Below are 15,062 nucleotides of genomic sequence, written 5' to 3' on the forward strand. Positions count from 1 at the left end.
GTGGGGGTGGCGTCTGTGGGGGTGGCGTCTGTGGGGGTGGCGTCTGTGGGGGTGGGGGGCGGGGTTTCGTCGGGTCTGGTTCGGGGGCCCCTCCCCCTCCCCCTCCCCTCCCCCTCCCCCTGCGTTTCGGTCTCTTCGCTCTCCGTCCGCGTGCCGTCGGCGGAAGACACCCGTTGACCCCTCTCGTCGCCTCACCTCGACGCCCTGAGCGCGCACTCCGCGCCGACGCTAGTGGATCGGGACCGGCAGGCCGTAACGGTTTCCGGTCATCCGGATGTCGTCACGGCGTCGAACAAGATCAGTCGGGGCCGGGGGTCGGGCCCCGCGGCTCGGCCCCCGGGGCTCAGCCCGCGGCCCGGCGGTCGTCCGCGTACTCGCCGAGGACGACGACGCTGAAGGCCGCGGTGGCGAAGACCTTTATCGCGCGGAGGGCGTTGCCCAGCGGGTGTCGGTGCCCGGCCGCCGGGGCGGCGCCGGCGGCCGGGGCCGCGCCGAGGGCCGTGGCGCCCTTGGCCGGGTGGGGAGAGGCGGAGGCGAGGGAGGGGAGGGACGGGATGGATGCGGGGGGAATCGATGCGCTGCTCATGGGTCCATGATGAATTTCACGCGATTGCCGCACATCGGTCCACGGGTCGATCCTTGGCGGGCCTGACGTCAGTCTCCAGACCCACTCCAACCCCTACGGGAGACCCACGGTTGTAGGGGTCGTCAACCCGCGGTACGGCGTTGACGGCCCGGCGCGCGCCCCGTCGGACCGCGTGGACGCCCCGCCCCGGCCTCGCCTTCACCCCGGCCTCGTCCTTCGGCCCCCGCCCCGCCCTCGCCGGCCTCACCCTTCGGCCCCGCGGCCGCTCGGCCCCCGGCCCCTCGGCCCCTGGCCCCCGACCCGCCCCGCCCGCCCGCCTTTCCGCCTTTCCGCCCGTCCTCCCGCCCGCCCGCCCACCCGCCAATAATTCGTTGGCGCCCCCATCCACCCCTGACTACAATCGCGCGTCTGCCTGCCTCCCGCCGAGGAGTGCCGCCGCCCGGTCGGAAACCGGCCGGCCTTCGCTTCACGCCGCTGACCCGCGCATCGCATGACCTGCGCTACGCACCGACACCGGCCCGCCGCGCCCGCGACCATGGCGCGCCCGCCGCAGTACCGCCACCGGAGGCAACGCCGTGCCCTCGCACGCCCACGACCTGTCCGACGACGAGCCGCTCCAGCGCGAACGCGCCCATCTCGCCGCTTCCCGCGCCGCGCTCCGCGCCATGCGCGCCGACGCCGAATCGCTGAACATCGCGGACGTCACCGCGAACTGGGTCAACGCCGAGGTGCTCCAGGGCGAGATCGAGGCCCGGATCAAGGCGCTCGCCGACCTCTCCCACACCCCGCTGTTCTTCGGCCGCCTCGACTACCTCCACGCCCCCGGCCTCGACCTCACCGAGGGGGCGGACGGGGAGAACTTCTACATCGGCCGGCGGCACGTCCACGACGCCGACGGCGATCCGATGGTCATCGACTGGCGCGCGCCCGTCTCCCAGCCGTTCTACCGGGCCTCCAAGAAGGACCCGATGGACCTCAGGCTGCGCCGCCGCTTCGGTTACACCGGCGGCGAGTTGACCGCCTACGAGGACGAGCACCTCACCGACCCCGCAGAACTGGAGCGGACCAGCCGGCTCCTGCAGTCGGAGATCGAGCGGCCGCGTGTCGGCCCGATGCGGGACATCGTCGCGACGATCCAGCCCGAGCAGGACGAGATCGTGCGCGCCGGCATCACCGGTTCGGTGTGTGTGCAGGGGGCGCCGGGCACCGGAAAGACGGCGGTCGGTCTGCACCGTGTGGCGTATCTGCTGTACGCGCACCGCGAGCGGCTGGCGCGGGCGGGCACCCTCGTCATCGGGCCGAACCGCTCCTTCCTGCAGTACATCGAGCAGGTGCTGCCGGCGCTGGGCGAGCTGGAGGTCAAGCAGGCCACGGTCGACGACCTGGTGGGACATGTCGAGGTGCGCGGTACGGACGAGGCGGCCGCGGCGACGGTCAAAGGGGACGCGCGGATGGCGGAGGTCCTGCGGCGGGCCGTCCGCTCGCACATCACGCTGCCGCAGGAGCCCTGCGTGGTGGTCCGCGGCTCCCGCCGCTGGCGCGTACCGGCGTACGAACTGCAGGAGATCGTGGAGGAGTTGATGGCGCGCGACATCCGTTACGGCGCGGCCCGGGAGGCGCTGCCGCAGCGGACCGCGCATGCCGTGCTGGTGCGGATGGAGCAGGCCGGGGAGGCGCCGGACGACCGGGTGCAGAACGCTGTGGCTCGGAACGCCGCCGTGAAGGCCGTGGTCAAGGAGGTCTGGCCGCCGGTCGAGCCGGCGAAGCTGGTGCTGCGGCTGCTGGGCGACGCCGAGTTCCTCGCCGAGCAGGCTGAGGGGATCCTCTCCCCCGAGGAGCAGAAGACGATCCTGTGGACCAAACCGGCGCGCAGTGTGAAGAGCGCCAAGTGGTCCGCGGCGGACGCGGTGTTGATCGACGAGGCGACGGACCTGGTGGAGCGCACGCACTCGCTCGGCCATGTGGTGCTGGACGAGGCGCAGGACCTCTCGCCGATGCAGTACCGGGCGGTCGGCCGGCGTTGCACGACGGGTTCGGTGACGATCCTCGGGGACATCGCCCAGGGGACGACGCCGTGGGCGACCGACACCTGGGAGGAGGCGCTGGCCCACCTGGGCAAGCCGGGGGCGGCGGTCGAGGAACTCACGCAGGGTTTTCGGGTGCCGCGCGAGGTGATCGCGTACGCGTCCCGGCTGCTGCCGGCCATCGCGCCGGATCTGTCGGAGGCCACCTCGATCCGTGAGTCGGCGGGCGATTTCGCGATCCGCCGGGTCGAGGCCCCGGAGCTGACCGCGGCGACCCTGGCGGCCTGCGACGATGCGCTGACGAAGGACGGCTCGATCGGCCTGATCGCGGCGGAGGCGCGCATTCCGGAGCTGCGCGCGGCACTGGAGGCGGCCGGGGTGACCGTGCTGGCCCCGGGTGAGGAGACCTCGGCCGCATCCCGGCTGACGCTGGTGCCGGCCACGCTCGCCAAGGGTCTGGAGTACGACTACGTGGTGCTGGACGAGCCGGCCGCGATCGTCGACGGCGAACCGGACGAGCGGACCGGGCTGCGCCGCCTGTACGTCTGCCTGACCCGCCCGGTCTCCGGCCTGACGGTGGTCCATGCGGCGCCGCTGCCGGAGCAGCTGGCGGACGGGCCTGCCTAGAGCCCTCCCCCGACGGCCGGCCCGGAGGCGATCCACGGGTCGGCCGCCGCTGCGCCGACCGGCGCCAGGCCCTCGGGCCGGACCCCGGCACAGTCCGCGGGGCGAGCCGCCGCCCTCAGGCCCCCGGGCCCCGGTTCAGGCCCCGCCGCCACCCGCCCCCAACAGGTCCTCCTCCTCGACGGAGTGGAGCAGCGCGTCCAGGAGGCCGGGGAAGCGCGCGTCGAGGTCGGCGCGGCGTAGTTGCACATAGCGGTTACGGCCGACGACCCGGGTGGAGGTGATGCCGGCCTCGCGCATGGTCCGCATGTGGTGCGAAACGGTCGACTTGTGCAGATGGCCGAGGCCCAGCCGTTCCGACGAGCAGTCGTACTGCTGCCCGCTCGCGTAGATCCGCAGCAGATGCAGCCGGGCCGGGTCCCCGAGCGCGTGCAGCACCTTCACCAGCTGGATGTCCTCGGTCTCCGGCTGCGCCAGCAGCGCGCCGTCACCGTCGTCCGTACCGACGCCACTCACCACGGCCGTCCGGCCTCCTTCCGTCGCTCGTTCACGCCCCACTGTATTTCCCCATTTCTCCGGCAAGCTGTTTGACATCCATCCAACAATCAATATTGTTTGACGCACATCAAACACACGCCGCGCCCACATGACCACGTCTCCTCACGTGTGGCTGCTGCGTAGTTGCGCATCACTTCGTCCCCGTTCGTACCGGGAAGGACACCCGTGCGTCTCCGCCTGCTCCTGCTCGCCCTCGGCACCTTCGCCATGGGCACCGATTCCATGGTGATGGCCGGCATCCTCGGACTGATCGCCCATGACCTGGGCGTTTCCGTGCCGGCCGCCGGCCAGATGGTCACCGTTTTCGCGCTCTCCTACGCCGTGCTCGCCCCCGTGCTCGCCACCGCCGCCGCCCGGTGGCCGCGCCGCCGCGTCCTGCTGACCGCGCTCACCGTCTTCACGGCCGCCAACGCACTGAGCGCCCTCGCGCCCAACTACCCCCTCCTGCTGGCCACTCGGGTGCTGGCCGCGGCCGGTGCCGCCCTGTACACCCCGACCGCCAACGCCGTGGCCACCACGCTCGTACCCGCCGAACGGCGCGGCCGGGCGCTGGCGACCGTGCTCGGCGGCATGACGGTGGCCACCGCGCTCGGCGTCCCCCTCGGCACCTATATAGGGCGGACGGACTGGCGGCTGACCATGTGGCTGGTGGTCGCACTGGGCGCCGCGGCCTTCCTGGGCCTCGCCCTGCTGCTGCGCGACCTGCCGGCGCCGGCCACCGCACCCGGCCTGCGCGCCCGCCTCGCACCGCTGCGCAACGGGAAAGTGCTGGCCGCCGCGGCCACCACGCTGGTGTTCTTCCTGGCCTTCAACACGGTCTACATCTACCTCGGCACGGTGGTGCGCCCCGCCACCGGAGGCGATGCGGGCCGGCTCAGCCTGATCATGCTGGTGTCCGGCATCGCCTCGATCGCCGGCAACTGGCTGGGCGGCCGGGCGGTCGACCGGCTGGGCGTCCGGACCGTCCTGCTCACCGGCGGCTCACTGGCCGCCCTCGCCTTCCTCGCGCTGCCCTGGGTCTCGGCGACGATGCCCGGCGCGCTGGTGTACGCGGCGCTCGCACCGCTCGCCGGCTGGGCGGTCTCGGTGGCGCTGCCGCACCGTCTCGCCTCTCTGGACCCGCCCAACGCGCCGCTGCTGATCTCCCTCAACAGCAGTGCGCTCTATCTGGGCATGGCGGCCGCGGGCGGCGTCGGCAGTCTCGCCCTCACCGTGCTCGGCGACCGGTGGTTCCCGCTCGCCTCGACCGCACTGAGCCTGGTGTCGGTCGTCCTCGCTGCGGTCACGACCCGCCGGCGGACGGCCAGGGCGAGTGGGGTGGCAGGGGCGGCCGCGTCCGCCTCATCCCCCGGTTCCGCCCCCGTATCAGGGGCCGAGGCTCCGGCGGCACATCTGTAAGAAGCACGCCCGCGAGAGGCGCGTCCGGGAAGGCACGCCGCAGGGGGCTGCCCCGTAAGGCGCGCATCCGCTCCCCCGGGACCCGCCCCCTCCGGCCATCCCCGTCCCCTCCGTCACCCCAGCGGAACCGGCCGCTCCGCCTCCTGGTCCAGGGCCTCGCGCCACCGCCGTACCGCGGCCGCGTCCACCGGTGCGGACCAGCCGTCGGGGCGGGCGGCGCCGCCGATGTGAAAGGCGTCGAGGCCGGCCGCGCGCAGCGCCGGGACGTGGTCGAGGCCCAGGCCGCCGCCCACCAGGATGCGCGGCGCGTACCCGGGCTCACCCGCGGCCGTACGGGCCTGCTCGGCCATCAGGACCGCCCGCCCGGCCGCCACACCCCGGGGATCACCGGCGGTCAGATAGGTGTCGGGCCCGGCGCCCGCCAGGCCGGCCAGCTCCTTGCGGAGCGCGTCCCGGTCGGCGGCCCGGTCGATGGCCCGGTGGAAGGTCCAGGGGCAGCCGTCGATCACGTCGGCCAGCGCCGTCACCGCGGCGAGGTCCGGCCGCCCGTCCGGCGTCAGGAAGCCGAGGACGAACTCCTCGGCCCCCGCCTCCCGGAGGGCCGCCGCCCGGCCGCAGAGCGCCGGGAGATCGCCGGCCGCGAACCCGTCGGCCAACCGCAGCATCACCCGCAACGGCAGATCGACCGCCGCCCGGATCGCCGCGAAGGTGGCCGCCGGGGGCGTGAGCCCGTCGGCCGCCATGTCGGTGACGAGTTCCAGGCGGTCGGCACCGCCTTCCTGGGCGGCGACCGCGTCCTGCGGGCCGAGCGCGATCACCTCAAGGAGTGCGCGCTTGCTCATATGACCCCAATCCTTCGGCGACAAGTGGCGCGGAAGCCCTGCGTCCGCACACCACCCAACAGGTCTAGTCCAATATTCCCAGCCTACGGGGTCGCCAGCCGCAAGGCACAATGATTCGCATGACGTCCGTGTCCCGTACGGCAGGCAGCACCATCGACCCGGTACCGGAGCTGCGCACGCGCTGGGCCACCACGGTTGCCGCGGCCCGCGGCACGAGGAGGTCCGCCGCGCCCGGAGGCGCCCCGGCGCCCGACCCCACCCTCTACGCGGACAACCTGCTCTCCCGTTGGAGCGAGCCGCAGCGGCGGTACCACAACGTCGCGCACTTGGCCGCGGTCCTCGACCGGATCGACGAACTCGCCGAGCACGCCGATGACCTGCCCGTCGTCCAGTTGGCGGCGTGGTTCCACGACGCGGTCTACCGGCCGGACCGCTCGGAGAACGAGGAGCGCAGCGCGGCCCTGGCCGAGCGCGCCCTGCCCGAACTGGGCGTCGGCGCGGCCCGTACCGCCGAGGTGGCCCGGCTGGTGCGGCTCACCGTCACCCACGACCCGGCGCCCGACGACCCGGACGGCGAGGTGCTGTGTGACGCCGATCTCGCGGTGCTCGCCGGTTCACCCGACGCGTACGCCGCGTATGCCGCCTCGGTCCGCGACGAGTACGCCTTCGTTCCCGATGCGGACTTCGCGGCCGGCCGCTCCGCCGTACTGCGCCAACTCCTGGCTCTGCCACGCCTGTTCAGGACCCCACAGGGCTACGACCGGTGGGAACACCTGGCCCGCCGCAACCTGGCGACGGAGCTGGACCTGCTGGCCGGCGGCGGCTGACCGGAAGGGCGGCGTCGGCGGACTGCCGGACAATCGATCACCGGCGGCGGGAATGTAAGGCGTCCTACCGGTGTTAGTAGCTGACATGCCAGCTCCCGCACCGTCCGACCGTGCCCGACTGCCCATCGCCGTCTACATCCTCGGCCTCTCCGTCTTCGCCCTCGGTACGTCCGAGTTCATGCTGTCCGGGATCCTCCAGCCCCTGGCCCGTGATCTGAGGGTCTCCATTCCGCAGGCCGGGCTCCTGGTGTCCGCCTTCGCGATCGGCATGGTGGTGGGCGCGCCGGTGCTCGCCGCGGCCACCCTCCGCCTGCCGCGCCGTACGACGCTGATCGCGCTGCTCGCGGTCTTCGGTCTGGGCCAGGTGGCGGGCGCGCTGGCCCCGACGTACGGCGTGCTGTTCGCCTCCCGGGTGGTCAGCGCGCTCGCCTGCGCGGGCTTCTGGGCGGTCGGTGCGGCGGTGGCGGTCTCGCTGGTGCCGGTGACCGCGCGGGCCCGGGCGATGGCCGTGATGGTCGGCGGACTGAGCATCGCCAACATCGCGGGCGTCCCGGCCGGCGCTCTCCTCGGTCAGCACGCCGGGTGGCGCGCGGCCTTCTGGGCCGTGGCCGGTCTGGCCGCGGTGGGGCTGCTGGGCGTCGTCGCGCTGGTGCCGCGGACGAGCGTGCCGACGGGCGCGGACCGCCCGCAGCTGCGCCGCGAGCTGACCATCTACAAGGACAAGCAGGTGTGGCTGGCGCTGACCGCCACCGCCATGAACGGCGCCGCGGTCTTCGCGCTGTTCTCCTACCTCTCGCCGCTGCTGACCGACACCGCCGGGCTCGCCGAGAGCTGGGTGCCGACGGTGCTCGCGCTGTTCGGTGTGGGCGCGCTGATCGGCACGTTCATCGGCGGTCGGGTCGCCGATGCGCATCTCTTCGGGACGCTCTTCGCCGGCATCTCCGCGTCCACGGTGGTGCTGGCCGTACTGGCGCTGACCGCCCACAGCCCGGGGGCCGCGATCGCGCTGTCGCTGATGCTCGGGGTGACCGCGTTCGCCACCGCCCCGGCCCTGAACGCCCGGATGTTCAACGTGGCGAACGCCGCGCCCACGCTGGCCGGCGCGACCACCACCGCCGCCTTCAACATCGGCAACACCGTCGGCCCCTGGCTCGGCGGTCTGGCCATCGGCGCGGGCTGGGGCTACCCGTCCGTGGCCTGGACGGGTGCGGCACTGGCCGCGATCGCGGTCCTCACCACCGCCGTCGCCTTCCGGCTGCACCGCACGACGAACCGCTCACGGCTGGTCGCTTCGTCGGGGGCGGCGGACACGCCGGGGACCACGGGCACGACTCCCGCCACGACGGCCGTGCCGGAGACGGCGAAGCAGCTCTAGGAAAGGCGAAGCAGCTCCGGAGAACGCGAAACAGCTCCAGGGAACCCGTTCCGCAGACCGCGAGGCACCTCCGGACCTCTGCGACAGCGGTCCGGCGGCCCGGCGCACCGACAGGCGCGCCGGGCCGCTTCCGTACGGGCGCGTCCGTATGGCTCGCGCCCGTACGGCTCATGTCCGCATGTCTCTCGCGTCCCTACGGCATGCGCGATGCCTCTCGCGTCCCTACGGCATGCGCGCCGGCCGGTGCTTGGGCCGGCGCAGGCCGGCGGCCGTCAGCCGTCGGAGCAGTTCCTTGCTGCCGACCTCCACGGCCCCGGCGCGCACCGCATCGCCGTACCGCTCGGCCGGCAGGTCGTAGTGATCGCGCTCGAAGGCGCCCCGGGGCACGCCGATGCGGGCGGCGAAGGCGTGCAGCTCGGTGAAGGACACATCGCTGACCAGGTGCGACCACATCCGGCCGTGCCCCGGCCATATCGGCGGGTCTATGTAGATCGCCAACGGCCACCTCAGCCTTCCGCCGGGGTGCGGAGCCGGCCGACGGGGGCGACCGCGACCGCCGTCTTGGGGCAGACCCAGTGCGGGTCGGGCCCCAACTCCGGCTCCACATCGAGGGCGTGGGGGTCGCCCGACTCCGTACACACCGGGCACAGCGGCCAGCGGCCGTACCGCTCCAGGAGGGCGTCCTGGACGTCCTGCGCAATCAGTCCCGCGACGAACGCCGCGCCTTCAGGCCATTGCTCCACCCACCACCGGCGGTGGACCACCGCATCCTCCACGAGCGAGACGATGTCGGCGTCGGCCACCTCGTCCGCCATCAGGTCGGCGAGCACCAGCGCCCGCGCGGCGTGCAATGCCTGTTCCAGCTCCATGTCCCCCATTGTCTCCTGTGCGCCGGACGCCGCTCGGCGTTGTCCACAGGCCCGGCGGCGGAGGCCGGGCGTTGTCCACAGCCCTCACGGAGGGTATTGACGCGGTGCCGGTGATGAAATTACTTTTCAAGCGTGAGCAGCAGCCTGAAGGAAACTTTCAAGGACGTGGCCGTCGAGACCCGACCGGCCCCGGCCCCACCCGCCCCCGCGGCGCTGGCCTCCAAGGTCCGCACCCTCGCGCCGACGATGACCCGCTCCATGCAGCGGGTCGCCGAGACCGTCGCGAGCGACCCGGCCGGCTGCGCCGCACTGACCGTCACCGGCCTCGCGGAGCGCACCGGCACCAGCGAAGCCACCGTCGTACGCACGTCGAGGCTGCTCGGCTATCCGGGCTACCGCGACCTCCGACTGGCGCTCGCCGCGCTCGCCGCGCAGCAGGCGGCCGGCGGCGCGCCCGCGGTGACCGCCGACATAGCGGTCGACGACTCCCTGGTCGACGTCGTCGCCAAGCTGGCGCAGGAAGAGCAGCAGTGCCTGGCCGACACCGCGGCCGCGCTGGACGTCACCCAGCTCGAAGCGGCGGTCGCCGCGCTCGCCTCCGCCCGCCGGATCGATGTGTACGGCATCGGCGCGTCCAACCTCGTCGGCCAGGACCTCGCCCAGAAGCTGCTGCGCATCGGCCTGATCGCGCATGCGCACGCCGACCCCCACCTCGCGGTGACGAACGCCGTCCAGATGCGCACCGGTGACGTCGCCCTGGCGATCACCCACTCCGGCCGGACCACCGACGTCATAGAGCCCCTGCGGGTGGCCTTCGACCACGGCGCGACGACCATCGCCATCACCGGCCGCCCGGACGGCGAGATCGCGGCGTACGCCGACCACATCCTGACCACCTCCACCGCGCGCGAGAGCGAGCTGCGCCCGGCCGCGATGTCCTCCCGAACGAGTCAACTGCTGGTCGTGGACTGTCTGTTCATAGGCGTCGCGCAGCGGACGTACGAGACCGCCGCCCCCGCCCTCTCCGCCTCCTACGAGGCACTGGCCCACCGCCACCAGCCCTGACCCGCCGCCCGCCGCACGGGGGCGGCGCGCGCCCGACCCGGAAAGAGCCGCCGAGCCATGACCTCCACCGCCGACCACCCCCACTACGCAGAACTGCGCGCCGAGTTGGACGGCCTCACCACCGAGGCGTTCCGTCCCGACCTCGCCGAGATCGACCGCCGCTCCACCCTCGACATCGCCCGCACGATGAACGACGAGGACGCCACCGTCCCCGCCGCGGTCGCCCGCCGGCTCCCCGAGATCGCCGCCGCCATCGACGCCACCGCCGCCCGGATGGCCCGTGGCGGCCGGCTGGTCTACGCCGGTGCCGGCACCGCCGGCCGGCTCGGGGTGCTGGACGCCAGCGAATGCCCGCCGACCTTCAACACCGACCCCTCCGAGGTCCTCGGCCTGATCGCCGGTGGCCCGTCCGCGCTGGTCACGGCCGTCGAAGGCGCCGAGGACAGCAAGGAGTTCGCCGCCGAGGACCTGACCGCTATCAAGCTGACCGAGCAGGACACCGTCGTCGGCATCTCGGCCTCCGGCCGCACGCCCTACGCGATCGGCGCGGTCGAGCACGCCCGGGCCCGCGGCGCGCTGACCATCGGCCTGTCCTGCAACGCCGGTTCGGCGCTGGCCGCGGCCTCCGAGCACGGCATCGAGATCGTCGTCGGCCCCGAGCTGCTGACCGGCTCGACCCGGCTCAAGGCGGGCACCGCGCAGAAGCTGGTGCTCAACATGCTCTCGACCATCACCATGATCCGGCTGGGCAAGACCTACGGGAACCTGATGGTCGACGTCCGCGCCTCCAACGACAAGCTGCGGGCCCGCTCGCGGCGGATCGTCGCGCTCGCCACCGGCGCCACCGACACCGAGATCGAAACCGCGCTGGCCATAACGGACGGCGAAGTGAAGAACGCCATCCTCACCCTGCTCGCCGGCGTCGACGGCCCGGCCGCCGCCCGCCTCCTCGCCGCCTCCGACGGCCATCTGCGCGCGGCCCTGGAAGCAGCCCGAGCCCGCTGACCACCGCCACCACCGCCCGGCGCCCCTGTCATCCGCCCTCCGGCGGCGTCTCTCACCTGCCCGGGCAGCGGTAGCCCTCGTCACTCCGGTCACCCGTCCGTCCCTTCGCCCCGCCCGCGCCGACCCCCACCCCCGGTTCGTCCGCACAGCAAGGCACCGCACATGTCCGAAGACGCCCACCGCGCCACCGCCGCCGCGCTCCTCCCGCTGGTCGGCGGCGCCCCCAACGTCACCTCCGTCGCCCACTGCATGACCCGGCTCCGCCTCGGTGTCCGGAACCGCTCCCTGGTCCGGGACGAGGAACTCAAGGCGCTGCCCGCCGTCATGGGAGTGGTCGAGGACGGGTCCACGTACCAGATCGTGCTGGGGCCCGGCACGGTCGCCCGGGTCACCCCCGCGTTCAAAACCCTGCTGGCCCAGGCCCGCGACGCCGCGGAACCGGAAGTCGGCAGCGCCGAGTGGGAGATCGGCGCCGCGGAACCGGAAACCGCGGCAGCCACCGCCCAGCCCCCGACCCTCCAGAGCCAGACCCCGACTCCCAGCCCGGCAGGCGCACGGCCCACCAGCACCGCACAACCCGCCACCACCTCCGCCCCACCCACCGCCGCAGCGCCCACCACCGCACCGTCCACCAGCGCCGAGCACCTGGCCGCGCAGGGGGCCGCGCTCAAGGCGCGCCGGAAGGCCCGGAACGCCACCCCGGTCAAGCTGTTCCTGCGCCGGGTGGCGAACATCTTCGTCCCGCTGATCCCCGCGCTGATCGGCTGCGGCATCGTCGCCGGGATCAACGGTCTGCTCACCAACCTCGGCTGGCTGCCGTCCGTCGTCCCCGCGCTGACCGCCATCGCCTCCGGCTTCATGACGCTGATCGCGGTATTCGTGGGCTACCACACCGCCAAGGAGTTCGGCGGGACACCGGTGCTCGGCGGTGCGGTCGCCGCGGTCATCGTCTTCCCCGGCGTCGCCCACATCACCGCCTTCGGCCGGCACCTCTCCCCGGGCCAGGGCGGCGTCCTGGGCGCACTGGCCGCCGCGCTGCTCGCCGTACAGGTGGAGAAGCACTGCCGCAGAAGAATCCCCGAGGCGCTCGACGTCCTCCTCACCCCTACCCTGACGGTCCTGGTCACCGGCCTGGTCACGCTCTTCGGCCTGATGTACGTCGCCGGTGCGGCCGCCACCGCCATCGGTGCCTTCGCCACCTGGCTGCTCGCGCACGGCGGAGCGGCGGCCGGCTTCCTGCTGGGCGGGCTCTTCCTCCCCCTCGTCATGCTGGGCCTCCATCAGGCCCTCATCCCGCTGCACGCCACCCTCATCCAGCAGCAGGGCTACACCGTCCTGTTGCCGATCCTCGCCATGGCCGGCGCGGGCCAGGTCGGCGCCGCCCTCGCCGTCTACGTCCGCCTGCCCCGCAACCGCTCGGTCCGTACGACCATCAAGTCGGCCCTGCCCGCGGGCTTCCTGGGCGTCGGCGAGCCGCTGATCTACGGCGTATCGCTGCCCCTCGGGCGGCCCTTCATCACGGCCTGCCTCGGCGGCGCGTTCGGCGGCGGGTTCATCGGCCTGTTCCACCAGCTCGGCGACACCGTAGGCGCCACCGCCATCGGCCCCTCCGGCTGGGCGCTGTTCCCCCTGGTCCAGGGCAACCACGGCATCGTCACCACGCTCGTGGTCTACGCGACGGGGCTGGCCGTCGGCTATCTGACCGGCTTCCTGGCGACGTACCTCTTCGGCTTCAGCAAGCAGATGCGCACCGACCTCAACGCCCCACCGGCCACGCCGGAAACACCGGAAGCGCCAGAGTCACCGGAAGCGCCGAAAACGCCAGAACCGGCGCAGGCAGCGGAAGTAGCGCAAGCCGCGGAAACAGCGGAGGCACCGCAGACAGCGGAAACGGCGACAGTCGCCCCCGCCGCGCCGTCCGCCACCACCCGGCACCCGCCGGAACGTAAGGACCGGAACGTAAGGAGGGGACAGCCTCCTTAGGCCCCGGAGCCCTCGTGTGTGCGGGTGGCCACCGCCTCGACATGGCCGCAGAACGCGCAGACCCAGACGGGGCCTTCGACGTCCCGCTGCTGCCACATCGTGCGGCGGCAGCGGGGACAGCCCGTCGTGCCGATCCCGTCCGCGCCCATCAGCGGCGGCTCGGGGGTCGCGTCGGCATAGGCGATGATCTGCTTGCGCAGCCGGTCGTCCGTGGTGTTGGCCATTCGGAGCAGGCGCACCACCCGGGAACGGACTTCTTCGACAAACTCGGTCATCGTCGGAGCAGCGTACGCGTCCGGCGGGCGGCCCTCGATCGGTTCGGTCAAATACCAGGACCTCCGGACACCCGCCACCCTCGAAGGAGTGAGACACCCACCTACGGTTGACGACCGGCGCCATCCGCCATCCGCCGCCCACCGCCCGGCCAGCCGGGTCGCTCAGCCCGCCGTCACGCTGCCGAACTGCAGCTGCGGCGCCCCTGCCGTAGAAACGCCTGCCGACGACGGCGAAATGAAGCGGGAGCCGGTGGTGGTGAGGCGGCTGCCGTCGGAGGGGAGGGCGATGACCGCCCCGGCGCCGCGCGACGGCTGGCCGGTGGCGCCTCCCCGCCACCTCGCGACGGCAGACGGTGACCCCCGACGCCATGCGACGACCGGCCTACGACCGCCCCCGCCGCCGAATGACGGCCGTACGGCGATACCCCACCGCCACGTGACAACCGGCCTGCACCGCCCCCGCCCCCGCGTGACGACCGCTCCCCGACCTTCCCCGAGTCGCGTAACGACCGCTCAGCAGCCTTCCCCGAGTCGCGCAACGACCCCTCAGGAAGTAGGCGCAGCCGTCGGGATCTCCGCAGGAGGGGCCGCGGACGTCCGGGCCGTCGCGGCCGAGCGGAGCGATTCGGCGGCCAGTAGCGCGAACCACACGCCCACCAGCACGAGATGGATGCGCTGCGGGACGCCGTGCCAGCCGGGCCGGCCGAACAGCGGGCCCACGGTGCACACGGCGGCCGGCAGGGCCAGCGCCAGCACCCGCGGCCCCCACCGGCGGATCAGCTGCCGGTGCGGGCGCTCGGTCACGGCGGCGCGGCTGAGCAGCGCCATCGACGCGAAGAGGAAGAAGTGGGCCAGGGCGCTGGTGGCCGTGTGCCAGGGGTGCACGGCCTCGCACCCGGGCTCCAGTGAGGGCGCGCAGCGCATCGGCAGCGCCACATCGGCCAGCGACGACAGTCCGAGACCGGCCAGCGCCGCCCACCCGGCACGGGACCAGCGGCCCGCCGCCGGGCCGTACGCCAGCAGCGCCCCCAGGACGACGAGGGCGGCGCAGACGCATTCGATGCCGCCGAAGAGACCGCGCAGCGGCTGGTCGGCGGCGTACAGCTCACTGACGTACGAGTGCCGGGGGTCGAGGCCGGTCGGCAGGACGAACTCCAGCAGCCAGCCGTTGTAGAGCACCGCGGCCACGGCGAGCAGCCGGGCCGCCCAGGCGTCCCGCCGGCCCGGATTGCCGGACAGTCGGCCCGCGTGCCGCTGCGCTCCCCCCGCCCGTCGCGCTCCCCCCGCCCGTCGCGGACGCACCGCCCGCCGCGGCCGCACCGCCTGGTCATCGCCTCGCGCCCGTCCCCCCTGCCGGTTCGCGTTCCGCTCCTGCCCGGACATGATCAGTCGCCGCCCGCATCGGACCTGATCAGACCTCTACGCACCCTGGCTCGCACGAACACTCCTTCGTTTGCGATCACAGGGGGCGCGGCCACCCCGAGACCCTTGGCCGTGACTGTCCATAGCCGATCAAGTGCACAGCGTAACCGCCCGGCCGTCTCCGCCCCGAGAGGCCAGGGCACGGCGGCGGGCCGGGGCACAAACGCCGCCGGGGCGGCACCCCCTGGGAGGAGGGTGCCGCCCCGACG

14 protein-coding genes are annotated in these 15,062 nt (G+C 73.5%); 7 read left to right on the plus strand and 7 right to left on the minus strand.

The genetic code is table 11. The features are described 5' to 3' along the window. Positions 1–343: 343 nt before the first annotated feature. Positions 344–586, minus strand: a complete 243-nt coding sequence (locus AB0E02_RS27320) for a hypothetical protein (RefSeq protein ID WP_362143545.1) — start codon at positions 584–586, stop codon at positions 344–346. A gap of 575 nt (positions 587–1,161) precedes the next feature. Between AB0E02_RS27320 and AB0E02_RS27325 the strand changes: the two genes are divergently transcribed. Beyond that, the gene (locus AB0E02_RS27325) at positions 1,162–3,237 is read left to right on the plus strand and encodes an AAA family ATPase (protein ID WP_362143548.1); all 2,076 of its coding nucleotides are present in this window, start codon (positions 1,162–1,164) and stop codon (positions 3,235–3,237) included. A gap of 135 nt (positions 3,238–3,372) precedes the next feature. On the opposite strand, the gene AB0E02_RS27330 is transcribed toward AB0E02_RS27325, so the two are convergent. Beyond that, positions 3,373–3,753 (minus strand): transcriptional regulator, encoded by a 381-nt coding sequence (locus tag AB0E02_RS27330; RefSeq protein ID WP_362143551.1) that lies wholly within the window; start codon positions 3,751–3,753, stop codon positions 3,373–3,375. 204 nt (positions 3,754–3,957) lie between these two features. On the opposite strand from AB0E02_RS27330, the gene AB0E02_RS27335 reads away from it, so the two are divergent. Next, positions 3,958–5,190: an MFS transporter gene (locus tag AB0E02_RS27335; protein WP_362143552.1), complete on the plus strand. Its 1,233-nt coding sequence runs from the start codon at positions 3,958–3,960 to the stop codon at positions 5,188–5,190. A 113-nt stretch (positions 5,191–5,303) separates the two neighbouring features. Here the strand turns inward: AB0E02_RS27335 and AB0E02_RS27340 are convergent, their stop codons facing one another. Then, a complete protein-coding gene (locus AB0E02_RS27340) occupies positions 5,304–6,032 on the minus strand; it encodes a copper homeostasis protein CutC (protein WP_362143555.1) in 729 nt (242 codons plus the stop codon). 119 nt (positions 6,033–6,151) lie between these two features. Between AB0E02_RS27340 and AB0E02_RS27345 the strand changes: the two genes are divergently transcribed. Next, a complete protein-coding gene (locus AB0E02_RS27345) occupies positions 6,152–6,859 on the plus strand; it encodes a hypothetical protein (protein WP_362143558.1) in 708 nt (235 codons plus the stop codon). 85 nt (positions 6,860–6,944) lie between these two features. Beyond that, positions 6,945–8,234, plus strand: a complete 1,290-nt coding sequence (locus AB0E02_RS27350) for a Cmx/CmrA family chloramphenicol efflux MFS transporter (RefSeq protein ID WP_362143565.1) — start codon at positions 6,945–6,947, stop codon at positions 8,232–8,234. Positions 8,235–8,456: 222 nt separating this feature from the next. Here AB0E02_RS27350 and AB0E02_RS27355 read toward each other — a convergent pair whose 3' ends face one another. Next, positions 8,457–8,732, minus strand: a complete 276-nt coding sequence (locus tag AB0E02_RS27355) for a DUF4031 domain-containing protein (protein WP_362143568.1) — start codon at positions 8,730–8,732, stop codon at positions 8,457–8,459. A gap of 8 nt (positions 8,733–8,740) precedes the next feature. Continuing rightward, positions 8,741–9,103, minus strand: coding sequence for a hypothetical protein (locus AB0E02_RS27360; RefSeq protein ID WP_351532098.1), 363 nt, complete (start codon positions 9,101–9,103; stop codon positions 8,741–8,743). A gap of 132 nt (positions 9,104–9,235) precedes the next feature. Between AB0E02_RS27360 and AB0E02_RS27365 the strand changes: the two genes are divergently transcribed. The 3 genes from AB0E02_RS27365 to AB0E02_RS27375 all read left to right on the plus strand — a co-directional run bounded on the left by AB0E02_RS27365 (position 9,236) and on the right by AB0E02_RS27375 (position 13,156). Further along, complete coding sequence (locus AB0E02_RS27365; RefSeq protein ID WP_362143572.1) at positions 9,236–10,168, plus strand: MurR/RpiR family transcriptional regulator; 933 nt, start codon at positions 9,236–9,238, stop codon at positions 10,166–10,168. Between the two features lie 57 nt (positions 10,169–10,225). Then, positions 10,226–11,173 (plus strand): N-acetylmuramic acid 6-phosphate etherase, encoded by a 948-nt coding sequence (gene murQ / locus AB0E02_RS27370; protein ID WP_362143575.1) that lies wholly within the window; start codon positions 10,226–10,228, stop codon positions 11,171–11,173. Between the two features lie 162 nt (positions 11,174–11,335). Then, complete coding sequence (locus AB0E02_RS27375) at positions 11,336–13,156, plus strand: PTS transporter subunit EIIC (RefSeq protein WP_362143578.1); 1,821 nt, start codon at positions 11,336–11,338, stop codon at positions 13,154–13,156. On the opposite strand, the gene AB0E02_RS27380 is transcribed toward AB0E02_RS27375, so the two are convergent. Further along, positions 13,153–13,431, minus strand: coding sequence for a hypothetical protein (locus AB0E02_RS27380; protein ID WP_362143581.1), 279 nt, complete (start codon positions 13,429–13,431; stop codon positions 13,153–13,155). The genes AB0E02_RS27375 and AB0E02_RS27380 overlap by 4 nt on opposite strands. Positions 13,432–13,977: 546 nt before the next feature. Continuing rightward, positions 13,978–14,733: a DUF998 domain-containing protein gene (locus AB0E02_RS27385; protein WP_362143584.1), complete on the minus strand. Its 756-nt coding sequence runs from the start codon at positions 14,731–14,733 to the stop codon at positions 13,978–13,980. Positions 14,734–15,062 lie beyond the last annotated feature (329 nt).

This window comes from Streptomyces sp. NPDC048196 (assembly GCF_040652715.1).
GTDB lineage: Bacteria > Actinomycetota > Actinomycetes > Streptomycetales > Streptomycetaceae > Streptomyces > Streptomyces siderophoricus.